We start from the raw sequence: 26,140 nt of genomic DNA, 5'->3' as shown, positions 1-26,140 counted from the left end.
CCAGAGCACCCACCAACGTCGACCACGTCGCCGGATCGCCCGCGGAATCCACGCAAGTCCGAGTCAGCTCACCAAGCCAAATCGACGTACCGACCTCTGCCGCACCGAACACCTCAGTCACGCTGCCCACCTCCACACCACCGGCCGGCCGCTGCTGGCCACCGTCCACCACTGGTGCAGACACAACGATGCGAGCTAGCACAGCCGAACCCCGTTTCACCGCAACATGAACCAACAACGTTCACACCCCGTCACCGGTCAATCACCTACCACCTCACAAGCACCGGCAACAGCGGTCAACCCGGACCCCGATTCCCACCCCTAACGTCCCGGGAACCCACCGCCGCCTTCACCAGGACACCCCCGAATCGCCACACCGGACCGCCGACCACTCGGCGGAGCCGGCTCCGCCGACGCATCCCCACAACAAGCACTTTTCTTCCCCGCTGGCCCCCGATTGTCGGGCCGCGGCAATTCTGTCAACCCACACTCCGTTCTCCGGGGCTGACAGAACCGCCTTCCACGGCCCAACCTTCGGTCTCTTGCCAGCGGGAAAGAAAAACGGTCAGCCAAGGACCACCCGCAACACACCAGGAGGCCACCATGAACCGCATCGCCCTCACCACCGAACAGACCACCACCATCCTGGACGCAATGGACCTGCTGGCCGCCGACCAGCACAACGCCCTCACCGCCATCACCGCCGCCTTCGGAGCCGACCACCCCTACACCCGACGCCTGTCCACCACCCTCGACAACACCTGGGCCACCGCCACTCTCATCGCCATACAAACCAACGACCCCACCCCGAACCCGACGCTCTCACCCGGCACCCGCGATGACGCCCACGCCTACAACGAAGGCTGGAACGCCCACCACAACGGCCGCACCCGCGCCGCAGCACTCAACCCCGCCGTCATGGCCATGATCGGCGACGCCCCCGTCGGCGACCCCCGCACCACCCGCCTCATGAAGGCATTCAGCAGCGGCTACAACGACCGCCAGCAGCTCACCGACAACACCCCAGCCGATCTCCAAATCTGATTCCACGGAATCACCACCCGACACCCGCCCACACCGAACGGAACCGACCATGACCCCCCGCATCACCCCCACCGGAAACAAGATCATCGACCCCGCCGAACTCGCCGACGCCATCAGCCACCTCATCAACACCTGGACCGACAGCGCCCTCGCCGACAGCATCGGAACCCAACTCACCTGCACCGAACTCGAAGCCCTCACCCAACTCTTCGACGCCGCCGGAGCCGACGAACCCGCCGCGATCTGGCGGACCCACCACGCCACCGGGGACGACGAAGGCGACGACCACAACCCCGACGGGACCGTCCGCCTTCATTGAGACCGACCGGTTCACCGCCACGGACCTACCTAGTCCGAGCATCCACAACGCAACTCGGCAGCCGTTTCGGCATGCACCTCGAGGTGCCCTTCGCCGTGATTCCACCGAATCAGCCGTGCGAGGTCGACCGGTCGGTTGATCATCGGCAGCGACTCCGGAGCATCTCCCGAATGACCAGCATCGTAGGGCCCACCGTCCCCGAGCAGTGTCCGATAAACGATCGATTCTGAGACGTCCACGACAGGACCTCGACACGCCGCCGCGAAACGTCCACAACCCATCTCACAACACAGCGATCACTACTGGCGTTGTGAGATGGGTTGTGCGACAGTGCGTGCGTGGCAATCCGGAAAGACAGCAAACTGATCGGGTACTGCCGCGTCTCCACCGCCCCGCAGACCGTCGCCCTGCAACGCGACGCCCTCGAGGAGGTTGGCTGCCAGCGAATCTTCCAAGACAAGGTCTCGAGCCGCGTCAAGGACCGCACCGGGCTGCTCGCCGCCCTGGACTACCTCCGCGCTGGCGACACCCTGTGCGTGTGGAAACTGGACCGCCTCGGACGGTCCGTCAAGGAAGTACTCACCATGGCCGACGACCTGCACAGCCGCGGCGTCGGCCTGCGCATCCTCACCGGTCGGCTCGCCGGCACCTACACACCCACCGGCGAAGGCAAATTCTTCTTCACCATGATGGCCGCCTTCGCCGAACTCGAACGAGATATGCTGCAGGAACGGACCTTCGCCGGTCTCGCCGCCGCCCGCGAACAGGGCCGCACCGGCGGCCGACCCACCGTCATGACCCCCGACGCCCTCGCTGCTGCCCGAGCCCGCCGCGCCAACGGCCAAACACCCACCCAAATCGCCAAAGCGCTCGGCGTCTCACGAGCCAGCATCTACCGGCATCTCAACTCTCAGTAACGCGCTGCTACACACGGCTACTCTGCACTTCGTCGGACGTTCCCGAGTCCTGGGCCATGTTGGCGCGCCGATTTCGCGTTCCGAGCACCGGCGCACCGACGGGCACAACGCATTCACGCACCCTCCGCGCTACCGTGCCAGCAGCTTCAGCAGAATCAGAACGCACGTCGCGGCCGACACGCCTTTTTGCCAGCCCTTCGGCAGCAAACCGACCGACACCGCCGCCCCAACCACCACCAGCAACTTGCCGGCCAGCTGAAGGTCCGTTGCCTTCGCCATAACAATCACCTCCCTCCCACTCGAATCTGTCCTTCAGTCTCACCGAACCTCGCCGCCCACGCCACGACCCAGACCGATCAATATCGTGTAACTTCCAAACCATGGACTGGATCACCGGACCCGGCACGATCGAAGACCTTGTCGCCGACTCCAAACGAGTGGGCTACCTCGCAACCGTCCGACTCGTCCGCGACTGGACCGAAGCCGGACTGCTCGATGTCCCGCAGCGGCGGCCGGCCGGCAAAGGCCACGGATCCCACCGCGCCCTCTACCCGGCGAACCAGCGCCGCCTGCTCCTGACCCTGCTGCACCACCGTCAGACACACCGCATCCGTACCCTCGCCCGGATACCCGTCTCCCTGTGGACCTACTGGGGCAACGACTACGTACCCACGCGGCAGGCCATCCGTGCCCTTCGCACCTGGCTCGGCGACGCCCGCAGCACGCAGAAGAACGCCCGCATCTCAGCCGGTCAGATCCTCGGCACCTTGGACCACCCCGACGCCACCGACGAAGCCCGGCAAGAACTACGCGACGCGCTGACCAACGTCGCCTGGACCGGCCGAATGGACCCCGAACTGGACCGCAAGATCCGCAGCGTCTTCGAACCGCACACGGTCAAGATCCGCCGCGCCCTCGGCCACCCCTCAGCCCCGCTGACCAGCGACACGATCATCGGCCTCATCGACGCACGCCTCAAAGCCGTCACGCTCCTGAACGACCCGGCGGCCGATCCCGAACCCCTACTCGAGGAGGCCAGGCAACACCACCTGCAGTCCCTCGCCGAATACGCCGGCCAGCAGAAACAGATGGCCCGAGTCGCCCCCAGCAGCAACCCAGACATGTACGCGCCGCTGACCTTGCCCGGAATGATCGACACCGTCTGCATCGACCTGCTGACCGTCCTCGGACTCACCGTGGCCCGTCGTCACGCTCACGAAACGCGGTCCGCGACTCCCGATCAGTCCGTGATCTGAATGACCGCCGTACGAGATGCGACCGGATGAAGCGTCGTCCCGGGCGGATAGGTCGTCAAGAACCGGCCATCGGGCAATAGTTGATGCACCATCAGCTCCGGGAACAACTCTGGACTGAGCGAGCTTTCGCACCAGGGGTTGATGAACAGATGTAACCCCTCCGCGAACGTCTCCAGATCAGTCGCCGGACGCTCCCCAACCCGGTACGTGAACCCCTTTGGCGTCGAAGCGTTCGGATCGAGGTCGTACTCGAAACCCACCCGCATCGCCAGCACTCGATCATCGCCGTAGCCGCGCTCAAGGCCGATCCGCAGGAACTTCGGAGCCGTGTGCTCGTTGCTGAACAGCACTCCTGCCAAGCGCTGGGCTTCCGGCTGCCTGAAAAGACCACTGGGTATCGGATTCTTGTCCCCGCAGTGATGCTCGATCAGCGGCTCCGGAGTGAGAATCAGCTTCCCGTCGACGTAATCGACCCGATCGGTCTGGCCGTACAGGTACTCCGCGATCGCGTTGCCGCTAAGCCATAAGGCCGCGGAGTCGTGGAAGGCGCCGTACGCGACGACGAAAGGCAGATCCCGCGTGTGCGGGAGCTCCCAGTAGCGCTGCCCGACCCCGTTGCTCCACTGCAGCTTCGCCCGCACGACCTTGCCGAATTGGAACACCAGCCGGCGGCGCGCCTCCATCGCATCCGATGGCATCAGGTCCGCCAGGTCCGCCGGCACCTTCGAACCGACCGCCGGCGAACCGTGGGTCGGGTTCGACGTCGTCACCTCGACGGCCACATCCCGTCCGCCGCCGATGATGAAGTCCGGATGGTGGTCGCGCCGGCCGGCCGGCGGAACCAAGCCGAACTCGTCCAGGTAGGCGAACATAGCCAGCTCGAAAAGCCGCGGAGAGAACCCGGTCGTGGCGAAATCCCGACCGAAATTGCCGTCGACATCGACCATCGTCTGAAACGTCGCGTCCAGCAGTCGACGCGCCGCGGCGTACGCCGGAGCGTGAAGATGTGCGAACTGCGGATCCCACTTGTCCTTCGGCCACCGCGGATCGAACAGTGACGGCTTCACTTCACACCCCCGAAGGTCAACGCCAAGCCGGCTAGCAAGTATGTCCGGCTCCGGCAACTCTAGTTCTGCGGAATCAGGCTACGGCTGTCCCTCGGTGGCGTGTCAGGTCGCGACCGGTAGCCCCGCAGAGTGGCCTGGTAGACGATGTGGGACTTGAATCGCCCGAGGTCAGACACAGTGTAGAGGCGGTTGATCTGGTCGGTGTCCCACAGATCCCAGAGCCGTGAGATCCGCCTGACGGGAATGCCGACCCATCCCATCGATGACCGCACGGGACTGCCGACCGCCAGGAGCTCACCGACAATGCCCAGGCCGAGCTCCACCGCTGATTCTACGGAATCAACACCGACACCCACGCTCCTACCGAACGGAACCCACCATGAACCCGCGAACCACCACCATCGGACACAAGATCATCGCCACCAACGCACTGGCCCACACCATCTCACCTCGTCGACGCGTGGAACGACGTCGAACTCGCCGACAGCATCGGAACCCACCTCACCTGCACGCAACTCGAAGCCCTCACCCAACTGTTCGACTCCGCCGGAGCCGACGCGACCGCCACGATCTGGCGCGCCCACCACGCCGCAGGCGACGACCACCCCCGAGATTGCGCATAACTGGCCATCTCATTTCCCGCACCGCGATTCCTACGTTCAGAAAGGCCGTCGCGTGGACACGGCGCGCCACGGTTACCGATTCGCGGCACCGCGCCAGTTCTCACCTCACGCTGCGCGGTTGCCGTACGGCCGTGTCCGAATCCGTCGTGCTTCTGTTGCGCGCCCCGGCCATGAAGGAAGCGGTGCTGCCGTGCGTCTACTAGTCGCGAGTCAGTGCTTCGACCAGTTCGGCGAGCGAATCGAAGTGCTTCGCCTTCAACTTGCCTTCGTCATTGAGGCCCCAGCGGGTGTACCCGTCGGGGCCTTGGTTGACCAGGTCGTGGTCCCAGAAACCGTCGGTGACGAACTGGATATCGAGTCGCCGGGCCGCCTCAGGGTGCGGTTGGATGTGCAGCAATTTTCGGCCCGCCGTCTCTCGAACGAGATGGCCGCCCTTCGTATCTACGCAGATCACGCGCGTGTCCGTCCAGATCAAGAAGTCCGGGTAGAAGTTCGACGTCGCGCCGATAGCAACCAGAGGTAGTCCGTAGCCCACCCGTGACGGGTTCCTGCACCAGGTCAGCCCCGTCTGGTCGACGGCCCGCGCGAACGGCAACTCCAAGCTGTTCAACCCGGCGTACCCGGAATGAATGGCGTTGATGAATGTTGTCACCTCATCTGGCCGGGCCTGGTCGGTCTTGGGAACGTACGGGTTTGAGAGACGCTGCTTGATCCGTACTTCGTCTATGTACACATTGACAATCTTCTCCGCAAGCTCGCGGACCTGTTGGAACGCGGGGCTATTGACGCCAACCTGCGCGTTGAGCTTCCCGTCTTTCAGATCCACGACGTCCAACGCCTCCCGGAACCTACGCTGAACCTCGCGGTGAAGCACCCACCGGGCTGAAACCTTGGAAGCCTGCTCAAACGTCTCCCATACACCATCGACGGCGTCGCCGCCAATGACTTGACGCGACACCTTCCGACTGCCGGTTCCCGTGGTGTTCACAGACGGCTCCCTGTAATCCGCGAAGGTTGCGGTCAATTTATGGATCGGCTTCTGCGCGTCAACGCTATTGAGCCCGGTATAAGGGACCTCCATCATGACCTTCACCGGAAAATCGATAGGCTTCTTCTTACCCGGCGGAGTGGTCGTAATTTTGATAGCGCCTCCGCTGGCTGCGCCCAGCTCTTTCTCGACCTCGTCCGCGACTTCGGCGAAGACCTCGTTTCGATCCACGCGCACGTAGAAGTACGCGGTGTTCAGGTGCGCGCCGGCGTAGCGCATAGCGTTAGGCTGTCGAAGCACCCGTCCGATCACCTGAGCAATCTGGATCCGCGAATCCATCGACTTGTCGATGTACGCGAAATACACTTCCGGATCATCCCAGCCCTCTTGGAGCCCCAAGTTAAAAATGATGTGCTTGTAGTTACCCTCGGTGAATGTCTCGTAGTCTTTATCGGCACCCCTATATAGAATAAATTCGTCAGGTAGCGGGTACTCAGCGTGGACCTTAAGACTGGCGTACACGGCGACCGTCGCCGGATCGACTCCAAGCTGCTCGACAAGATAGCGCCAGATCAGAATGGGCGGCGCTTGCCGCTGCTCGAACAGTTGCTTTGGATCATCGGCGACGTAGGCGTCGTCGGCAGTCATGTTGGTATTGCAAACGTACATTGCCTTTGGCTGGAACGGGTTGGGAAGTGCTGCGGCCTCCACAGTTGCCTCGCGCCAAGCCTCGATCAGTTGAGACACTGTCTCCTCCATAGGAGTGTTGTAGCCGGCCAAATCCACGGCAGCCTTGATCAGGCCCGACTCCACCACCGCCTTCGAGGACATACGCGTGACCAAACGGTCATCCGTCCAGCCCGCGCGGCCTAGCGCTTCGTACTCCCGGGCCAAACGCGACGGGAGCTTCATCGTTGCGCTGGCCAACAGAAAGGCGTCAGGTTCGAGCTCCAACAGTAGCTCGGTCTGGGGGTCCGTAAGTCGATGGCCCTCGTCGTAGACGATGAATAGCGGTCGTCGGACACCGTCACTGCTGACCCTGACCTTCAGTTCTTCCCATATAGACGTACCAATCTGGTCGACATCGGATTTGAAAATCGACAGTGTCGAATTTTCCTTCTCAGACCGATTGAATGTTCCAACGGTTGCGAAGCACAGGAGCGCAGATGTCGCATCCAGAGCCTCGCTGGGGGTGAAGTCGGCAAGCGTTACCACTCGTGTGTTGTCCAAGAGCGTGTGGTACTTCCCTCCCGGCGAGAGATTCGCGAAGGCCTGCCGAACGACCACCTTTCCAACGGACAACCAGATGATGATCGGTCGCACCGCCATCGTGGACGCAACCTGGGACACCGCCTCCGCTAGTACAACGGTCTTCCCGGCGCCTGTCAGCGCGGAAAGAGCCTGAAAGAACGGGGTGAATTTCGGATACTTCTTAGTGCCCCCACCCTGCGGCGGGTCTTCGAGGTATTCGAGGAAGCGATCGGCGACCGTCGCCGCTGCTTCCTCTTGAAACTGAAAGAGCGTCGTCACTGATCTTCCTCCGAATCGAACGACTCCGTACGAACATCGAGGCCAAAGTCTGCGAGGATGCGGTCAGGAATCTGATAGAAGCGAACTCCTTCGGTGGCGAACAGGTTGTATCGGGCGTACACGTGGTAGTGCGGCCTCAGCTGAGCTTTAACACCTTCCGCTACGATCTCTTCGTAAACGTCCTCGGTCATGTCGGTGTTCTTATCTGGGCCACCCCAGATCAAGTAAAAACCCTCTTCGTCCTTGTTCTTGGCGACGAGGTGAACGTAGTCGGCAGTAAGCCGCTCCAAACTTCCGGATCGCCTGCGGCCCGCGTCGAAGTAGGAAGCAATGACCGTATCGACCATCTCGTCCCGTTCCATCTGAAGTAATGCAGTCGCATCGACGGTCTTGGTGAGCTGCTGAAAGGAGAACCCGCCGCCGGTCGGGACGCCTTCTCCGTTTTTCCAATCCCCATTGATGACTCTAGTCAGCCGGTCTGCAGTCAGGGTCCGTGCGTATGAATCACCGCGCTGGGGGGCACCCTGCTCGATAAGAATGAATCGCCGGTCCGCTCCCGTCTGATGGTTCAGACCGAGAACCGCATGACCCGTCGTCCCTGAGCCTGCGAATGGGTCAAGGACCAGCCCATCGGGAGGACACCAAATCTGGATGATCTTCTCCATCAAGCGGACGGGTTTCGCCGTTCGGAATGCGTGGTCCCTGCCGACTACGGCACTCAATTCGTTGATCCCCGTCTGTGAGTGACCAGACTGGGCATGCGGCCAAGATATGACGCCCAATGCTTCGGGGAACTTGTGGTCATCGTCGGCCCAGTAGGTCATTGGTACCAACCCCGCCTTGACGTCCTCCAGGTAACGCTTGTGAGCGGGTCGCCCGGCTCCACCAATCCCGAAATAGACAACTGGCCAAGGACCTACCTTCAAGACCGCTGTTGCCGCCGTCTTGGCTGCCTTCGGGCTCCCCTTGACCATAAGAGCTTTGACCCCGCGTTTGACCTCGGACACGGGAACACCGGCAATCCTTGCTCGTTCTGAGGCATCATTCAGGTCCCGTTCGACATATTCAACGCCCCACTGTTCAAGAACTTTCCTCAGCGCTGCCCGACCCATGGACCAGCACCGGTTCTCCGGCGGGTAGTGAAGCTCCCCCGTAAAGGGAGACTGGATGGCATAGACCATCGGTTGATGCGAGGCAGCTTCACCAGCGGACAGATCACCGGATTTCCAACGGCGCCGATCTCCATCACGCGCCTGATACCTGGAATCCATCAGATCCGTACGGTCGAGGAGGTTCGTCTTGGCGCGGTCTTCTTCCTTCGCGTAGACCAGGACGTACTCCGTTGCAGTACTCACGTGGTCTGAGTCGCTTTTGGGAGAGTACGACTTTTGCCAGTTGATGATGGCCAATCGGTTTTTCTCGTGAAACAGCTCGTCCAACATCCCGCCTAGATGAAACAGCTCACGTTGATCGATGCAGATCGCCAGGACTCCCCCTGGCTTGAGCATTGCCCGCATCATCTGCAGCCGGGGCCACATGAATTTCATCCACTTCGTGTGCTTAGCCTTGTCGTCGGCGGCGACGAATTCGCCCAGGCCAGGGTCGTTGGGGTCCGTATCCCACTTGTCGTTGTACCGGAAGTCGTTCCCGGTGTTGTAGGGAGGATCAGTCACGATCAAGTCCGCGTGACCGCGCTCCTTGAACAACGTGACCAGCGCCTGAAGGTTGTCGCCTTCAATGAGATGGTTCCGCGCCTGCTGCTCAGGTGGGCCTACCGACAACTTCGCGATGGTTCGCTGAATCCGAGGACGCACCCTACGCGCCATCCGCCGGGTGACGGCCTTGCCGGGGAAGGTGATGTTGACTCCGGCGTCGGCACGCTCGCTTAGCATCTCGATCAGCTCGTCCTTGCTCAGCAGTTCGAGATCGTCCAGGTCGTCCACGCTTGTTGCCCTACCCTCGGTCGCAGAAGAGAACCCCCAACCTAGCGGAGGGGCTCGGCGGTAGCACAGCAGACGGCACCGACAGCGACTGGTTCGGCGCAGTCAGCGGCTCGCGCCTACCAGACGCTCGCCCGGTCTATCTGTCCGGTGTTGCCTGGTGCGGGGGCATTGCGTGATTCCGTGGAATCAGCCGGGACGTCCCCTGTCAAGTAGGGCGAGGACTGCCAAAGAGGCACGGTCCACACATCTTGCGGTGTCGGAAAACGGTCGTTGCTTGACACGGGCAGCGGACACAACGAGCCAAGCAGGAGAACTATGTCGGGACCCCGTGTCGAGAACCAACGTCGACATATTCGGCGACTCGCCTAACACTGAGCCTGAAATCAGTGGCGATCCCATATAGAGCCGGCGGCGAACCCGTTGGCGTAGCCACGGCGCTTGGCTGCGGCCAGGTCGCCGTTGACGGCGTCTTCGGCGTTGGCCTGTCGGTTGACTGCCGCGACGGCGGCCTGCCAGAACTGGTCGTTCGGGCCGCGCAGTTCGGCGGGCGGGACCGGGTACGCCCCGTAACCGCGGCCGTACCAGTCCTGGTTGAGCAGGGTGCGGTAGGCCGCTTCGTACCGAGGGGTGCGGGCGATCCGGCGCTCATTGCGCCTGCCCCAGACGTTCAAGGCGATCCAGCAGGCGACCAGGAAGAAGACGACGTAGCCGAACACCATGCCGGTCAGGTTGTGCGGGGACGACGGAGGGTAGCCGGAGTCCTGAACGGTCGCTGCGGCCGGGTGGGTGGTGACCATGTTGTAGATCATGTTGGCCACGCCGTTCGGCGAGTTCACCGGATCGGTCGGATCGGTCGGAGTGTCGGTGAGGTAGGTGACAATCATGGATTGGTTCTCCACTTTTTTCAGTATCGGCAGGCGTTCACGTTCGGCCTAACGCCGACTGTAGCGACCAGCCCACGCCCTGTCCATGCATACCGGAACACTTGTTCGACGACAGTTGTCATGCGGCGGCGACACCGGCCCAATATCGGTACGCGGCGTTGTCGGGTGTCTCGGCATTCCCGACCGGGGTGATCTGGATGAAGTGGTGTGAGTCGGGTGCTTCCAGTTGCATCCGGATGCCGTCGTACACGCCGATGAAGGTGGTGACGTGACCGGAGTACCCGACGAGGTCACCGGGTTGCGCCGCGGTCCAGGCGACCGCCTTGGACGGGTCGCGCTGGTCTCCGGAGATCTGCGGTATCGCGACTCCGTACTTTCCCGCGATGTACCGGGTGAGACCGGAGCAGTCGAATCCGACGATGTTGCAGTCGTTCTCGGCTCCGTTCGGTCCGCAGATGCCCAGGCTCGGACCGGCCGCTCCGCCGCCGCCCCAGCTGTAGGGGGTGCCCAGCCAGGTCAGGCCGGCGGCCAGCGCCGAGGCGACCTTCGCATTGGGTGCCACGATTACCCGGCCGACCAGGTTCGCAGGTACGTGCGGGTTCGCCGGGATGGTCACCGAGTTGCCGCTGAACGTCACCGGGACCGGACCGATCGCCGCGCCGGTCGCCGTTTGCACCGGGCCGGTCAACGCGACCTGTTGGGCTCCGCCGGCAGGTTGGGCGGCCACCAGGCCGCCGCCGGTGTCGCCGAAGTACTTCTGGAACATGCGGAAGAAGTTGCGGTTGCCATAGGAGCTGCACGTGTCGCCGGCACCGGGGTAGGCGGCTAGCGACGCGGCGTTCGGCTGGTACGGGGTGTACACGTACAGCGAAGCGGTCGCGATGTTGGCGATGTTCACCGATCCGCTGCCACAGCCGGTGTTCTCGGTGTTCCACAGGATGTTGTAGGTGCCGACCCCGTAGTTCCATTGGTGCAGCGGGATCGTCGCTTTCAGTTTCGCCCAGGTGTTGCTCATCCCCTGCAGCTGGTTGACGAACCCGGCATGGGCGGGGTCGCAGTTCGCGGAGCCGTTGGCCGCGTCGGGGCAGTTCCAGCCCCACGCGGCCGCGTAGTTACCCTCCGTCGGATCGGCGCGGTCCAGTCCCTGCGATTCGGTTTGCAACTTCACCAGCATTACCTGCGGGTTGATCCCGCACGCTTGCGCCGCATCCCAGATCGCCTGCGCCGCTGAGGCTCCAGCCCCGGCCGGGATCGGTTTGCAATACGCCGACGCCGGTTGCACCGGATACGTCAGTTTCAGGTTCTTCAAACACCACGGATTCGTCCCGGAACAGGCGGCGTCCTGGGTGGTGACGAATGCGCCGATCTGGGCGACGGTCATGGCGGCGGTGTTGTAGAACGTGGCGTCGGAGATGATGTTGCCCGGGTCCCACCCTGCGGTCGCACCGCCGGTGCGGTTCCCGGTCGAGACCGTGTAGGCGGCGGTGCAGGCAACGCCAGTCCCGGCCGCGGTGGCGGCGGCCGGCTGGGCCAGTACGGTGCCGGCGGTCGTGGAACCGGTCCACAGGGTAGGGACCAGCGCTGCGGCCATGCTCTGCCACTGGATCACGTTTTGGCCGACGCCCGATTCCTGGACGACTTCGCCGACCTGGTAGTCCTGGCGGCTGTCGGTGTCATAGCCCGGGACCCGGGTGACCAGCTGCGTGAGGAACATCCACGCGGCCCCGGCCGGGTCGGTGCGGCTGTACTGGGTGTAGATGCCGGCACCTGGTGGCGACTGCTGGAACAGGCCGACGAACTGTTGGTTGACGGCGTTCGGGTTGAGCGTCGATTCCTGCATCGAGACGGCCACCGCGATCCGCGCGGCCCGTACCGTCAGCTTCATTCCCTGCGCGACCGCGACGATGGTCTGCGCCATCTTCATCTGATCCGCGGTGAGGGTGACGCCGGCGAACGTTCCGCCGGCCGCCGGGGTGAACGTCACCGCATCAGGGTTGAACGCCGCCGCGCCGGCGATGGTTGGGACTGGGATGGTCGGGACGGGTTGGGTTGCCGAGGCCGCGCCGCGCAGTGCTTGCACCGTGGTGGGTGCGGCCGGCGGGATGGTGACGTCGGCCGGCTGCGCGGCGGTGGTGCCGACGGCTTGGGCTCCGCACGCGGTGGCGGTGGCCTGGGTGTTCCCGGTCATGGCCTGGACGCTGAGCATGAGCAGTCCGACCACCAGGGCCGCGACGAGCCCGGCGAGCCGTAGTTTCCATTTGAATGTCCTCATCCGGCGTTCACCGAGATGTCGACGAACCACTGTCCGTTGCTGGCTCGAAGGACCCGCCGGGTTTGTGCGAGGTTCTGCTGGCCGACGATCTTTCCGTTGCCGGCGACGTAGGCGCGGCGGGTGAGCAGGGACACCCATCGCATTCCGTCGGCGGTCGGCGCGTCCGTCGATTCCGTGGCCTGCACGGGCCCGCAGATCGATGTGAGGCCGGCTTTCACGGTCTGCTCCCACATGTCCCCGGTGATGCCCCGGCTCTTGTCCTGCGCCCAGCCGAGCGCGGTCATCCACGGCATCACCTGCGCGATGTTCTGGTTCGCCGGTTTCGTCAGCGGTTGGTAGCACCACGCCGCCAGGTAGGCCGCCGCCACCGCTGTCGGGGACAGGAAGTCCGAAGGGTTCGGGGTGGTCCTGGGCGGGCGCGGTGCCGCGGTCAGCACCTGAACACCGCCACGGGCGACAGGAGTTGTACTGGACAGACTTCGAATGCTCACCCCACCGGGGGTCGCCGCCGACGTGGACGCCGTTGTGCCCGGCGATTCCGTGGAATCACCGGTGCTGCTTGATTCCGTGGAATCAGCGGCGCTGCCGGCCGGTGACGACACTGCCGCCCGGGTTTGGATCAGCGGCGTTGGTGTGATGGTCACACCTGGCTTCCCCGCCGAAGTTTGCGGCGAGCTGGTCCACGTGCAGCCGACCAGCACCGCCACAGCGACCACCAAGCCGCCGAGCGCGGCGATTGTGCGGTTCACGTCCGCAGATCCCGCAGGTCAGTGCCGGAGGCATCGGCGAACAACGCCGACTCCGAGACCGAGGCCAGCGACCGGTAACTGTCATCTAGTACCTGGTCGGTTTCGATCACGTCCCATTCGGTCCACGGTCGGTCGACGCCGGGGGTGCCCCGCAGTTTCGGGGCCATCAGGTGATCGACCAGGTACGCATCGCCGTCGACGACGTGGACGGCGCGGCCACGGGGCAGTGTCGGCAACTGAGCGGCCACCGTGTTGGACATCGGCACCATCGCGCGGGTCGCCTCGATCGCATCGGCCCGCTGCCGATAGATGATCTTCGTTGCACAGTCGGTGATCATGTCGAGCATTGCCCGTTGGGCGACCTCACCGCCCATCAGCGAGTCGGTCACCCGGTGAGAGATCAACACCGTGCCGGCACCGGTGGCGCGGGAACGTCGTTGACCGGAGTTCATCCGCTGCAGCAGCGGCCCGAACCGCGACATCCGCCACACCTCGTCGTAGGCGATCCACCACTGCTGCACCTGATACAGGAAGGCCAGTTCGATGATCGACTGGGTGCAGGCCATCGACATGGCCACTGCGGCGTCGTTCTGCTGAACCCGGGACATGTCCACACACATCGCCGGCTTGGACAGATCGATGCGATTGGCGTTGCCGACGCCGTCGACCAGCCCTTTCATGGACCCTTCGGTGAGGCGGCGCAGACACAGCCCGACGTCGCGGATCTGATCCTGCAGCCGGTCTCGGTCCATCCGGACGGTGGTGGCCATCTCCTGCGTGGGTGCCAGCAGCAGCTCCACCACCGGGTGCAGGCTGATCGGCTTCACCCGGGCCAGCTGCCCGGACGCCTCGTTGTATCCGGAAGCGGCCATCAGTGCCGCCTCAATGGCGGTGGTCTCGACCGGGGTGAGTTCACGCTGGTTGGGCATCAACGTCTCGCAGAGCGATTTGAGCAGCTCCTGCCAGTGGGAGAACACCACGCCCCACCACAGCTCGTCGGTCATCCCTTCGACATTCGGGCGGGGCGGCATGGCCAGTGCGTTGAGCCGATCGGGCATACCCGGGCCCAGCCGCAACACCAGCCCGTCCATCGCCTCGACCACCGGCACCCACTCACCGCGGATGTCCGCGGGCACGACGAAGGGCCGGCCGAAGCCGTTGTGCCGGATCAGCAGACACTTCCCGCCGGCGGACTTACCAGATCCGATGACCCCGGAAATGAAGATCCCCGAGTCGCCGACGCGGCCGAGTTTGCGGTGTTCCCACGGGTCGATGTGCCACAGTCCACCGGAGATCACTTCCCGCCCGAAGATCGGACCTCGCTGCGGCAGCGGCTTCCCGGACAACCACGGATACAGCCCGCGCAACGCTTCGGTGGACTCGGTGTGCTTGGGAATGGAGATCTCCCACGGCACCCGGCCCGGGAACCGCCCGGATGGACCGGACCCGATGTACCCGAGCCGCCGGGTCAACCCGGTACTTGTGCCCAGGGTCCGGTCCTTCTTTTCCTTACCGCCGGCCAGCGCCTCCAACTGCCGCCGATCGGCGCGGTTGACCGCTTCGGAAATCGGGATGATCGGGCCGGTCTCGGTAGGAACGTCAGGTTTCTTCACTGTGGCGGTCATCAGCTGATCCCCCGCGCCAAGGGCAACGCGCCGATGTAGAACGCCTGGTCGGTTTCCACCGTCCACACCGAACCTTCCATGTTCGACCCGTTCAGCGCCGCCTCGATCTGCGCCGACGCGTCCTCCAGTTCCGGCACCGACCCGGCGGTCACCGTCACCACCACTTTCACGTGGAAGTTCGCGAACCCTTCCACCAATGCCGCTTCGTTCCGGTCGGTGTCGTGCACTTCCCGCTCGGCGGCCCGAGTACTGCGCCGCCCGATCCGCTGGTTGATCTTCTTCGCCGCGTCCTGGGTGGAGACCGCCTCTTCGATGCGGCGGGCAGCAGCGCGAGAATCCAACGGCTCCAACAGAATGGACACGGTGTGACGGCACGGGACGTTGAGCAACAACGGTTGCATGAACCCGACGATGACTCCGGATGCCGCCCGCGGGAATTCCTCGATCCACCACGTCCGAGACACCTGATTGTTGTGGTCGTAGTAGGTCCGCGCCGGCCGGCCCGTCATCGGCCCGGCCGTGGCCGGGGAAACTCCTGAGGGCAACCCGCCGTCGCCGCCGGCGGAGTCGCCCGCGCCGCCGCCCCTGCGGGCGACCATCGCATCGGCTGACGGGTCGAATGCGGATCGCAGCACAGCCGACAGGCCACGCGGCGGGAGCCACCCGACAACCTTCACCCCGGCGGCTTCCAGGTCCGATCGCACACCCGCGCCGAACCGGAACGCCACCGACGCTTTCCCCAGGTCCCCTCTGCCTGATTCGCGGACCAGCCGCCGCGCCTTCCCAGGGTTGATGCGGATGGCGATGTAGGACTCGTGGACGATGCCCCGTCCGGCTTCGGAGGCCAGCAGCGATTCGTTCGCATTTTGGGAGAACTCCGAGCCGCGGCCGCCGCGCCGGTTCCACTCTCGAGCGGCTTCCTCCCCCAGGTCGGGAATGATCCGTTCCAGACACTGGATCGCCACGATCGGGTTCTGCCGCGCCGACAGAGCATCGAGTAGCCGTTGGAACCCGACGGCGTAGGAGTTTGCCAACACCGTGTCCAGCAGCGGGTACGTCTGACCGGTCACCTCCATCACCACCACCACCGACCCGTCGGCGCGGTCGAACGCCACACCGACCTCGCCGCCGTCAACATCGCTATCACCGACGGTGAAACCCAGGATCTCCACCTTCGCCAGCGGCCCCGGCAGCCGAGGTTCCGTCCGCGGCGTGTTCGCGGTGTCCGAGGCCAACCGGCGGTGCACACCATTGCGGTACTCCCGCTGACCGGTCAGCCCGACCACCGCATTCGCGATCGCCGCGGGAGCTACCTCGGAAATGGCGCGGCCACCGAATCGGATGAAGCCGATCGGAGCGGTGAACACCGCCGCGACCAGCCACCACCACAACGGATGCGGACCGGACCGGAAAGACCGCACGAAGATAATCAGCAGCCCGATAGCCAGCGCGATGAACGCAGCCTGGCCCACCGTGCGTCCCGCGATGATCCCTCGATCACGGCGCTTACCGAAGATCACCCGCAACTCCGGCACAGAATCGCCGCTCATCGGAGCTCCTCGTCATCGTGGTCGACCGCCGACGTCGCTGTGCAGATGCCGGATGCGTCCCTGCGTGGTGAGCTGAACGGATCCAAACTCACCCACGACTTCCCTTCGCCGAGGGCACCAATCACCACCGGGCAGGCTTCGCCCGAGATGGTCCATGGGTACAACAGTGCTTGGGTGCTCATTTGCCCTCATTCCGATTGGTGGTGCCGTTGTCCGGACGGCGCGGCTGCCGCGGCGGCGGACCGGGCGGTGTCCGTCCCCCGCCGCCTGGCGGCGGGGTGAACCGCGGCGGCGCGGACGGGTTGTTGCCCGGTGGCTGCGGCGCAGCCGATGGTGGCCGCGGCGGCTGCTGCGGCGTCGGCGCAGCAGGCCGGCCCGCCGGCGCGGCCGGGGCTGGCGCTGCCGGTGGCGTTGCTGGTGGACGCGGAGCCGCTGACGGTGGCACTGCCGGCGCGGAAGGACCACCATCACCACCACCGCCGCCAGGTGAATGTGTCCCCGCTCCCGGCCGCTCTGCCGGCGGTTGACCCGAAGGTGCCGCACCAGGTGGCAGCAGCGCGGCCGGCGGGACCGCTGCCGCCGCCGGCGTTCGCACCGGTGCCGCGCCGGACCCGTCCGGAGCCGACCCCGAGGAGCTGCCCGCGGGCCGGCCCGGGGAGGCAGCACCGGACGCGGCGGGCCTGGCACCGGGAGCGCCGGCTGCCTGGCTTCTGCCGGCTGTCTGCGGGGCGTAGTTGCCCGCTCCGGCCGGCTTACCGCCGGGTTTGCCGGCATCAGCTGGGGAAGTCGAGCCGACGCCGGTGGTGCCAGCGACGCGAGGCGCTGAGGCGACATCAGTGGGGTTGCCGACCTGCGGAGCCGCACCGCCTGGTGGTTCCCTCCACTGTGCTGCCGGGTCGGGTCCGGGTGGACGATCTACGCCGCCGACACCGACCAAGGCCGCCGGCGCTGTGCTGTGCCCGACACCGCCATCGGTCGACGCGGAATCGGGGCCGGCACTTCCGCCGGCCTCCGCCGGTGAGGGTGTATTGCCCACCATGGACTTTCCTGGCCGGGTCGCCGCGACCACGGGGACGATCCCCGTTCCGCTGCTTGACCCAGCCGAATCGCCTCCGAACTTGCCGCGCCCGGTATTCCCGCCAGTGCCTGCGCCGGCACTGCCGGAACTGCCGGAACTGCCCGCGCTGCCGGAGCCGCCGCCGGGTGCCGCTTTCGGCGGCGGGCTGGGAACTTTGCTGCCGGCGCTGCCGGACAGCGTCTGCGCCAGCGATGTCGCCCGGGAGACACCGCCTTTCGCGGCAGCGCCGATACTTTTCCCGAGGCCGCCGGCGGCCTGCAGACCCTGCGCGGCGGAGAACAGTCCGCGCATCACGCCCAGGCCGCCGGCGGCGACGACGGGGAACATCTGCACGACCAGCCACGGCGCGACTGCCGCCAGCAGCAGCAATGAGACCGCACCGATGAATCCGCCCAGGGTGCCCTGGTTGGCAGCGTTGGAGGCGTTTTTCGCGATCAAGGTGATCGCCGGGCGCAGCAGAATGATCATCCACAACATGCCCCAGCCGCGGTGAATCCACTTCTGGAACGCTGCCGGGCCGGTGAACCCCGACGCCTGCAGGATCATCAGACTGATCGCCAACGGGATGAACTCATTGGAGATGGACACCACCACGAAAACGATCACCGCGGAGACCATCCCGACCAGGCACACGAACGCGACCAGCAACCATCCCAGAACGGGATCGCCGCCCAGGTTCATCGCCCCGGTCGACAGCGAATCGGCCAAGCCGCCGAGCGAGTCGTTCGACGAGGAACCTGCACCGGCGATGGAATCGGCCACCGACCCCGACAATCCGAAGATCAGCGTCAAAATGGTGGACCCGGCCCCGATGGTCACACCCCACTTCCCGAGCCCCACCGTCGCGGGAATGATCAGTCCCAGCTTCCCGGTGACGGCCGCGAACAACAGCGCCAGCAGGAACAGGATGATCGTCAGGACCGCCGAAATCCCCGCCAGTGAATTGAATGTCGCAGACGAGGTGGCCAGGTCCGGTTCGCTGGCACCTTTGGCCGCCTTCGACACCAGCCCGGTGGACACCGCCATACCTTTGGCTGCCTCTTCGGCCATGCATTTGCCGAAATCGGCGGCGCAGGACACGACACCCCAGACTTTGTCCCAGTTCCCTGACACGGTGACCGCGTAGGCGGCGGTGATCCCCAAAGCGAGCAACAGGCCGGCTCCCAGGGCCAACGAACCGGCGAAAACCGCCACACCGAGAGCGACGAGCCCGAGCACGATCGTGACGTGCAATGCGGTGGCCTGCTGCCGGCCGGCGACCATCAGCACCGCCCACTCGTGCAGCGCCGAACCCGCCGCCTTGCCCTGCTCTTCCACCTGCGCCTTCAGCATGGCGTTGAGGACCAGCATGTTCTCATTCCAGATGCGGCAGTTGTAAATGGCCGCCGCGGCCGCGCTGGTGGTGTCCTTCGGCAAGCTCGCCGGGCAGTGCAGGAACATCGCCGTCGCGCAGAACGGATTGAGGTTGTCGGTGCAGTAGTGCTGCGTGTCGGTGACTTTGAAGTCATCTGCGGACTCCCAGTCAGCGCCGCCGGACCAGAAGTCGGCAGCCGACTTGTTCGCCGGGGCCCGCATCAGGGTCTTGCCCTTGGCGATCAAGTCGTCCACCGACGCCTGGTCGGGGTTCGGGTAGAAACTGAACCCGAACGCCGATGACGTGCTCGCGGTGCCGTACGGCTTGAAATCCTTGGCGCACGGCGCGATATGGGACGTCGCCGGCTGATCCGCCGCGGCGGTGGACAGGTACGGCTGGATCTCCCCCGGGTCGTAGGTAGTGCTGTCGTGCGAGAGCACGAAACCCTTCGAGGCGTCGAACGCGGCGAACGGCACTGTCGCCGGTCCCCCGCCGCTGGTCGAGCCGGTGAAGTCGGCGAACACCCCTTGGGTGGTGATCTTGGCGACCGCCCCGAAAATCGACCCCGCGTTTTCCATGAAATTCTGCTCGTAACTGGCCACGTCGGTGCCAACTCCGCAGCCAGGCCGCGCCGTCGCTGGGTACTTCGCCTTGTACTGCGCGGTGTTCGGGATCGCCCACATCAGCTCGGCGGGCCAACCCTTGGAAGCGGCGACATCAACGGTCACCGGGTAACTGCCGCCCGCACCGAGCGGTCCGTCCGCTGCCAACGCGGCCGCCGCTGCAGCCATCGGGCTGCCCCGATCCGGTTGCGCCGCACCGGCCGACCCAGCGCAGGTCAACGTCACCCCGACGGTGACCAGCAGAGCCAGGAACACCCTCGCCGACCGGCGCAGGTTCACAGCAGCCAGCCCGGAGCAGGCAGGGTCGTCAACGCCGATCCGATCTGCTTGCCGACCAGCGAGGCTCGATCGAAGCCGGCGACCTTCCAGTCGCCCTGCCACACCAACGTCACGGTGACCACCGCGACGGTGGTACCCGGCTGGCTCGCGCCGATGTAGCCGGTCTGCTCCCACAGCACCTGCGCCGCCGCGGTCGGCACACCACCGCTGCTGTCCATGGTGACCCGCACGCCCAGCACCGCCCCGCCGAACGTCCCAGCGTTGAACGTCGAGGGCGGCGCGGCCGTGCCCGCCGTGTTGGACAGGACCTCCACGTACTGAGGACCCAGCAACCACGCCACCTGCGACTGCCCGGCAGTGATCAGCGCTGTCAGCTCGGCGTTACCCTGCGCCTTGGCGGGATCAGCTGCCAAAAAACCCATCTCCGACCACGGGTCGGACATCGTGGTGTTGAACCACAGCCCTCCGATCACCGCATTCGCCGCCGCCACCGCGGCTCCGGCCGAATCCTGCGTATACCCCGACGGCACACCCTGCGCCGACACCGCCCTGGGACCGTGGCCGGCACCGACCGGCGGAGCCGTCCACCCGCCGCCGCCGTCCGGGGTCACCGACCGCAGCTGCGGCCGAGCGACCGATCCGGTGGGCACCCCCTGCTGATACGGCGGCACCGACCCGGCACCCGTCCCAGCCGAAGCCGCAGCCGCGCCGGCCACTCCACTCGCCGGAGCTGTGACCCGGCCGATGAACACCAACACCGCCGCCACCACCAGCACACCGACGACCGTCAACGCCGAGCGGAGCCCGAACCGACGCCGTGACCAATCAGACATGCGTTGCCTCCAAAGATTGTGCGCACCACGAACTCGCCGCGATGCACCTACACCGCGCCGCCGACAAAACCCAGACTCAGTGGGCGAACCAGCCGTAGATGGTCGAAACACCGGTGGTGGACAGGGCGACCAGGCCGCCGATAGTGAAACCGCCGATGATGCCGCCCATCCCCATCGCTTTGGCCTGCGAGAAGGACAGCCGCGGCCCGAGAACGACCATCAGACCGCCGATGATGATCGCCGCCACACCGGCGACGATCGTGTACGCCGCCAGCGTGTTCGTCGCGTGCTGCATCCCGGCCACCCCCGGGGAGTTGAAGTCCGGGACGACCGCCGGAATGTTCAGCCCCTTGGCGGGGGTGGTGGCAGGCGGCGGCGGCGGCGTCGTCGTTCCCGCGGCCAGCGCGGTGCCGGGCAGGATTCGAGCAAGCGTGTTGATCATGTGCATTTCTCCTTATTGACAAAAGCTGATCCGGGCCGCGCGGCTGCGGCCGGCATTTTCACGGTGCAATGAGAACCCCTGTGTCTCAGGTGGTTCCGGGGAATTCTTAGGTCGCCACCACCACCGCCGCGGCCAATGCGAGCGCCGCGGACCCGCCGTCCCCGGGTCGTACCGGGGCGGACCGAGCGACCAGACCGGAGGTCCAACCCAGCGGCACCACCGCCGCCGAGACATCAGCGACGGCCGCCAGCGCTGCCTTGACCTGGCGGGTCCGCCGCGAATCAGCTCCGACGGCGACAACGACCGCGTTGCGGCGGCAGTTCATCGCGCCGCCCCGCGCCACTTCGCGGAGAAAGTCCGCGGTCGTCCGCAGTTCCTCGGCCGACAACCGGCACACCAACACCAGCAGATCCGGACGGATCTGCTCGGCCTGGGCCAGCATCGACTCATCGCCGCTACCACCGTCGACCAGCACCAGCGGCGCGAAACCGGCCGCGCCGCCGAGTATTCCGATATCGGACTCCGACGGCACCGGTGTCGTGCCGGGCCCGACGTCGACCAATACGCCGCCGCTGCCGGCGGACGGAGCGTTCCAGCTCTGCCCGATCTGCACGGCCAACGCCGCCACGTCCGATTCCCACGGCCGCCGGGTGATCCGATCGCCCAGCCGCGCCGCCAACCCCGGCGACCGTTGCCGGTTGCCGTCCAACAGCAGCGCCGGCACTCGCCGGTCAGCCCACACCTGATGGATCAGCGCCGTCACCGTGGAGACCCCCACGCCGGCGAACACCGATCCGACGAGCACCTTGCGGCGTGCACCGGCCGGCAACCCGGCTGACATCAACTGGGTGGCCGCTTTGCGCCGGGCCAACCCTCGCAAGGCCAGCAGGTCACCGACAGGGCAGGCCGGCGCGCCGGGCAACCGCACCGCGGCCACCGGAACGGCCGGGCGGGTCTGCGAGAGCCGCTGGTGCCAGGCAGACATCTCCACCGGCACCCCGCCCCAGCCCGCTTCCGCAGGAGAAGACCACGGGTACACCGCCGCCGCACCCGCTGCAACCGGCGACGACGCCGGCGGTTCCGGGACCTGCCGGTCCGATTCCGTGGTGGTTGCCGGCGCGGTGTCGCTGGTCGGTGCGAGGTCGTGCGCCTCCGGCGCGCCCGCCCGAAGCTGCTGCGCCTCGGTGGTTTTCACCAGCACCGGGATCGGCGCGGTGATCGGGTCACCGGTGAAAGGTGGTCCGTACCGAACGAATGGGTTCCACCCCGCCTCGTCCGGTCCGGGCGGGGTGAGCGGGGCAGCGGGTGCGGGCACCAGAGCTGCGAACAGGTCACCCTCGGCCAGCACCTGCCCCCAGGCGGTTTCCGCCGGCGACGGCGGCAGCTGAGTGCCGGCCCGTTCATACAGCCGCTCGATTTCCTGGCGGCTCGGATACTGCACGCCGGGGACCTGCACTTCCGGTGTGTCGGCGTGCCGCCCGCCCCACCTGAACCGCTTCACGGGTCTCGGGGCGTCCGACTCGGGCGGTCCCGGCGCAGCCGGACCCGCACCTGAGACCTCCCGGACGAGCGGCTCGGCGGCGATGGGCGACGGCGGCGGCGGCGGGGCGTAGGAGGGTTCCTCGCCGAGGAAGTCCAACTGTGCGGCGACGTCGGCCTTTTTGCGGGCCATCATGCCGGCACCACCAAAGAGTTGGCGCTGGAGGTATTGGACAGCGACCCGGCAGTGGTCTCCAGCCACCAGGTCACCGAGCCCCTGACCGAGGCCGAACCGCTGAAGCTGCCGCCCCCGGAAGCGCCGGATACCAACGTCACGTGCTGCGTTCCGGCCGTGCTGCGGACCGCGAGCACCACGGTCACCGGGCCACCGTCGGTTTCGACATTCGCGGTGACCTGGAGCCGCCCGGAACTGGGCGTCGCCGATCCGCCGACCGACAGGTACGTCGGGCCGGCCGGCGCGTGCGTCACCGGCTGCGGGGCAGGAGCCGGCGCCGGCGCCGGTGCCGGTGCCGGCGGGGTGGTCTCGGCGATGTGGGTGGTCACCGCCACCGTCACCGGTGCCGGCCGCGGCGCAGCGATGACCGTTGTCGTCGTCGGCTGCTCCTGCTGCTGCTGGCTGTAGGTGGTGGTCACCGGCGCGGGCGTGTCCACCGATGGTTGCTGGTGCGTGACCGGCACGGTGGTGGTCCGCGGCGTCGGCCGCGGAGTAGGCCGCGGAGTGGGCCGCGTCGTCTTGATCGCCGACGGGTGGGTCGACTTCGCGGTGGTCTTGGGTGCAGCGGTCACCGTCACCGTCGCTTTGGTGGTTGCCGGTGATGCTGTCGCGGTGCTCACCGTGGTCACCATCGAGGTACTGACCACCGGGCTGGCCAAGATGACGCTCGCCGGCGTGGGGGCGGCCTGCGCCGCCGGGGTGTGCAGCCCACCGACAGTCAGGACCCCGCCGATGGTGCACGCCACGACGGCCACCCCTACCGCGGTCCAGGTCGCGGCACGCCGTCGCGGGCGGGCCCGTTCCCGCCGCTGGATGGCTTCGACCTCGGCGTCGGTGAACCAGTCACCCAATGGGTCGCTCATCCCAGTGCTCCCCGCAACGCCGCGAGGGTGAGCCGGCCGAACGCCACCTGGGTCCGCGGCCGCAGCTGCTCCCAGTTGATCGCCCCCTGAGCGGCGGCCTTGTCGAATTCGACCACCTGCACGTGCCCGCACAGTCGACCGAAGCTGTCGATCACCTTCGTGTAGTCGCGGACCCGTACCGCGGTGCTCCGGGCGGTCAGCATCACCGTCGCCCGCGACACCAGGTCACCGAATCCTCGTGCCTGCAGCGCCTCGGTCGCCTCTTTACCCAATTTCAGGCCCAGCGGGTCCAAGTCGTAGGCCAGTACCAGCTGATCAGCCAGCGGCAGCGCCGCCGAGAAGCTCTGGTGACCGCTGGACGTGCCGCCGTCGGCGATGGTCAGCTGCACCGACCGACGCAGCAGCTTGAAAACCTGACTGACCTGCTCAAAACTGACCTCTTGAACGACATTCTCCGGGACATCGTCGTTGTGGGTGATGAAAAACCTGCCGACCGCGTCGAAGTACCGGTCCAGTTCGATCGGTGAACCGATCTCGGCCGCCACTTGCGCCAGCTGCACCAGCCGGCCCGTCGTCGCCGCCGACCGCCCACCGGCTCGACGCAGCAAAGTCCCACCGTCTGGGTTCAGGTCCACTCCGACGGTCTTGCCCGCCAGCAGCGGAGCCGCGGTCATCCCGATCGCCGACGCCGCAGTAGTTTTCGTGCCACCGCCTTTACGGCCGCCGCACAAGATGAACCGCGACCCCAGCGAAGGGGCCCACGTCGCCGCCAACGCGGTCAGCTCCGCGCGGACCGCGGCCAGTTCCTTTTCCGAAGCGCTCAAACCGAGCATGACAACCCCTCGCCCGCAACCACAATGCACCGACCATCACCGGCAGGAGCCGCGCACACGGCAACGCCGGACCCGACACCCCCACTCACAGTGACCTTCACGTCACAGGGGTGATCGCGGACGCTGCGAGCTAGGAACTCACCACGCAAACCCGCGGAGTACGCCCGCACCGAGCACCGACCAGGTACAGAAGGCCCGCCACAGGGAAACCCGAACAACCCACAACTCGGCGGAGCCGGCTCCGCCGGCACATCCCCACAACAAGCACTTTTCTTCCCCGCTGGCCCCCGATTGTCGGGCCGCGGCAATTCTGTCAACCCACACTCCGTTCTCCGGGGCTGACAGAACCGCCTTCCACGGCCCAACCTTCGGTCTCTTGCCAGCGGGAAAGAAAAACGGTCAGCAACCACGACCACCCGCCACCACCAAACAAGGGAGACCACCGTGACCGAGTCCAGCGAAGCCACCGTCAACGATTTGTACGCCGCAACCCTCAATGCCCCTGTGCTGGAGCGCACCAGCGACGACCACCGCTGCCACACCAGGTACTTCACGCTCCCCGACGCCACACCCGACACCCGCGGATTCACCGCAACAGCGGAACTGCGCATCACCCACAACAAGGACCGCAAGCAGTACCGCGCCACCCTGAGCGCCACCGAGATCCGCCTCTACCCCTCCGGCGGTTTCAGCCAATCGTTTTCCTTGCTCGGGCCACGCCTAGACGTGGGGATCCTGGTAGTCGCGACCGCCCGGTTCAACGCCGCAAAGTTCACCGACTTCATCAACGACGCAACGGCCATCGTGCAACGCACAGCCACCGACAACACCCAGCACCACGCATCCCACTGATTCCACGGAATCACCCACCCACCTATTGCGGGAGTTATCGACATGGCCAGTAACCGACACCGCACCGTTCACCCTGACTACACCGAGCAGGTCATGACCGCGATGATCCGGGAACAGACACCGCAGCCACTGCCCGGCAGTCCCGAACCGGTTGTCATCGGCCCGATCACAGCCATGCCCGGCACCGGGAACGCCGCCCGCTACGGGGAAGGGACGTTGATCGCCCACATCATCGTCACCGGCGACAGCGGAAGCAGCTGCACCACGCTGGTTGTCGAGTCCGATCCGACCGGTTGGCGACCCCGTCCGGCCTTCGAAGTGCTCGCCCGCGAAGTCGCGCAGGTGCTCACCGTCGACCCTGACGAGCAGGTCGGCGACATGTACGTCCTCCAACTGCGCCCCGACCAGGCGGAGCGGATCACCGCCCACACCATCGGCCACCGCAACCACTGAGCATCCAGTCCGGCTGTAGCTCGAACCCCCTGAACACCAACCCGAACCG

22 protein-coding genes are annotated in these 26,140 nt (G+C 66.0%); 6 read left to right on the top strand and 16 right to left on the bottom strand.

Features of this window, described 5'->3' with window-relative positions; all coding sequences use genetic code 11:
* The first annotated feature begins 603 nt into the window (after positions 1-603).
* The 3 genes from ABIB25_RS04725 (at position 604) to ABIB25_RS04715 (ending at position 2,280) form a co-directional block, all read left to right on the top strand.
* Positions 604-1,044 carry a hypothetical protein gene (locus tag ABIB25_RS04725; RefSeq protein WP_354527262.1) on the top strand — a complete coding sequence of 147 codons (441 nt, stop codon included), beginning with the start codon at positions 604-606 and terminating at the stop codon, positions 1,042-1,044.
* A 49-nt stretch (positions 1,045-1,093) separates the two neighbouring features.
* Positions 1,094-1,363, top strand: a complete 270-nt coding sequence (locus tag ABIB25_RS04720; protein ID WP_354527261.1) for a hypothetical protein — start codon at positions 1,094-1,096, stop codon at positions 1,361-1,363.
* Between the two features lie 338 nt (positions 1,364-1,701).
* Positions 1,702-2,280, top strand: coding sequence for a recombinase family protein (locus ABIB25_RS04715; protein WP_354527260.1), 579 nt, complete (start codon positions 1,702-1,704; stop codon positions 2,278-2,280).
* A 129-nt stretch (positions 2,281-2,409) separates the two neighbouring features.
* On the opposite strand, the gene ABIB25_RS04710 is transcribed toward ABIB25_RS04715, so the two are convergent.
* Positions 2,410-2,559, bottom strand: coding sequence for a hypothetical protein (locus ABIB25_RS04710; RefSeq protein ID WP_354527259.1), 150 nt, complete (start codon positions 2,557-2,559; stop codon positions 2,410-2,412).
* Between the two features lie 101 nt (positions 2,560-2,660).
* On the opposite strand from ABIB25_RS04710, the gene ABIB25_RS04705 reads away from it, so the two are divergent.
* Entirely contained in the window at positions 2,661-3,536 is an 876-nt protein-coding gene (locus ABIB25_RS04705) for a hypothetical protein (RefSeq protein ID WP_354527258.1), read from the top strand.
* Here the strand turns inward: ABIB25_RS04705 and ABIB25_RS04700 are convergent.
* The 15 genes from ABIB25_RS04700 to ABIB25_RS04630 all read right to left on the bottom strand — a co-directional run bounded on the left by ABIB25_RS04700 (position 3,521) and on the right by ABIB25_RS04630 (position 24,777).
* Complete coding sequence (locus ABIB25_RS04700) at positions 3,521-4,660, bottom strand: hypothetical protein (protein ID WP_354527257.1); 1,140 nt, start codon at positions 4,658-4,660, stop codon at positions 3,521-3,523. The genes ABIB25_RS04705 and ABIB25_RS04700 overlap by 16 nt on opposite strands.
* A 765-nt stretch (positions 4,661-5,425) precedes the next feature.
* The gene (locus ABIB25_RS04695; RefSeq protein WP_354527256.1) at positions 5,426-7,744 is read right to left on the bottom strand and encodes a DEAD/DEAH box helicase; all 2,319 of its coding nucleotides are present in this window, start codon (positions 7,742-7,744) and stop codon (positions 5,426-5,428) included.
* Positions 7,741-9,687: a site-specific DNA-methyltransferase gene (locus ABIB25_RS04690; protein WP_354527255.1), complete on the bottom strand. Its 1,947-nt coding sequence runs from the start codon at positions 9,685-9,687 to the stop codon at positions 7,741-7,743. Before ABIB25_RS04690 ends, ABIB25_RS04695 begins: the two co-directional genes overlap by 4 nt.
* Before the next feature lie 383 nt (positions 9,688-10,070).
* On the bottom strand, positions 10,071-10,571 hold the full coding sequence (locus ABIB25_RS04685; RefSeq protein ID WP_354527254.1) for a hypothetical protein: 501 nt from the start codon (positions 10,569-10,571) through the stop codon (positions 10,071-10,073).
* 118 nt (positions 10,572-10,689) lie between these two features.
* Positions 10,690-12,843, bottom strand: a complete 2,154-nt coding sequence (locus ABIB25_RS04680) for a C40 family peptidase (protein ID WP_354527253.1) — start codon at positions 12,841-12,843, stop codon at positions 10,690-10,692.
* Positions 12,840-13,592, bottom strand: coding sequence for a hypothetical protein (locus tag ABIB25_RS04675; protein WP_354527252.1), 753 nt, complete (start codon positions 13,590-13,592; stop codon positions 12,840-12,842). The genes ABIB25_RS04680 and ABIB25_RS04675 overlap by 4 nt, the downstream gene beginning before the upstream one ends.
* Positions 13,589-15,217 carry a putative type IV secretion/conjugal transfer ATPase gene (locus ABIB25_RS04670; protein ID WP_354527251.1) on the bottom strand — a complete coding sequence of 543 codons (1,629 nt, stop codon included), beginning with the start codon at positions 15,215-15,217 and terminating at the stop codon, positions 13,589-13,591. Before ABIB25_RS04670 ends, ABIB25_RS04675 begins: the two co-directional genes overlap by 4 nt.
* Entirely contained in the window at positions 15,217-16,767 is a 1,551-nt protein-coding gene (locus tag ABIB25_RS04665) for an SCO6880 family protein (RefSeq protein ID WP_354527250.1), read from the bottom strand. Before ABIB25_RS04665 ends, ABIB25_RS04670 begins: the two co-directional genes overlap by 1 nt.
* On the bottom strand, positions 16,764-16,949 hold the full coding sequence (locus tag ABIB25_RS04660; RefSeq protein WP_354527249.1) for a hypothetical protein: 186 nt from the start codon (positions 16,947-16,949) through the stop codon (positions 16,764-16,766). Before ABIB25_RS04660 ends, ABIB25_RS04665 begins: the two co-directional genes overlap by 4 nt.
* Positions 16,946-20,101 carry a hypothetical protein gene (locus tag ABIB25_RS04655; RefSeq protein WP_354527248.1) on the bottom strand — a complete coding sequence of 1,052 codons (3,156 nt, stop codon included), beginning with the start codon at positions 20,099-20,101 and terminating at the stop codon, positions 16,946-16,948. The genes ABIB25_RS04660 and ABIB25_RS04655 overlap by 4 nt, the downstream gene beginning before the upstream one ends.
* Positions 20,098-20,934: a hypothetical protein gene (locus ABIB25_RS04650; RefSeq protein WP_354527247.1), complete on the bottom strand. Its 837-nt coding sequence runs from the start codon at positions 20,932-20,934 to the stop codon at positions 20,098-20,100. The genes ABIB25_RS04655 and ABIB25_RS04650 overlap by 4 nt, the downstream gene beginning before the upstream one ends.
* Before the next feature lie 76 nt (positions 20,935-21,010).
* The gene (locus ABIB25_RS04645) at positions 21,011-21,376 is read right to left on the bottom strand and encodes a hypothetical protein (RefSeq protein WP_354527246.1); all 366 of its coding nucleotides are present in this window, start codon (positions 21,374-21,376) and stop codon (positions 21,011-21,013) included.
* 106 nt (positions 21,377-21,482) lie between these two features.
* Positions 21,483-23,051 (bottom strand): hypothetical protein, encoded by a 1,569-nt coding sequence (locus ABIB25_RS04640; protein ID WP_354527245.1) that lies wholly within the window; start codon positions 23,049-23,051, stop codon positions 21,483-21,485.
* Positions 23,048-23,953, bottom strand: a complete 906-nt coding sequence (locus tag ABIB25_RS04635) for a hypothetical protein (RefSeq protein ID WP_354527244.1) — start codon at positions 23,951-23,953, stop codon at positions 23,048-23,050. Before ABIB25_RS04635 ends, ABIB25_RS04640 begins: the two co-directional genes overlap by 4 nt.
* Positions 23,950-24,777 (bottom strand): hypothetical protein, encoded by an 828-nt coding sequence (locus ABIB25_RS04630; RefSeq protein WP_354527243.1) that lies wholly within the window; start codon positions 24,775-24,777, stop codon positions 23,950-23,952. Before ABIB25_RS04630 ends, ABIB25_RS04635 begins: the two co-directional genes overlap by 4 nt.
* Positions 24,778-25,230: 453 nt before the next feature.
* Between ABIB25_RS04630 and ABIB25_RS04625 the strand changes: the two genes are divergently transcribed.
* Entirely contained in the window at positions 25,231-25,638 is a 408-nt protein-coding gene (locus ABIB25_RS04625; protein ID WP_354527242.1) for a hypothetical protein, read from the top strand.
* Positions 25,639-25,680: 42 nt separating this feature from the next.
* Complete coding sequence (locus tag ABIB25_RS04620; protein WP_354527241.1) at positions 25,681-26,091, top strand: hypothetical protein; 411 nt, start codon at positions 25,681-25,683, stop codon at positions 26,089-26,091.
* Positions 26,092-26,140 lie beyond the last annotated feature (49 nt).

This window comes from Nakamurella sp. UYEF19, from assembly GCF_040546275.1.
Classification (GTDB): domain Bacteria; phylum Actinomycetota; class Actinomycetes; order Mycobacteriales; family Nakamurellaceae; genus Nakamurella.
This window is presented reverse-complemented; position numbering and strand designations above follow the sequence as displayed.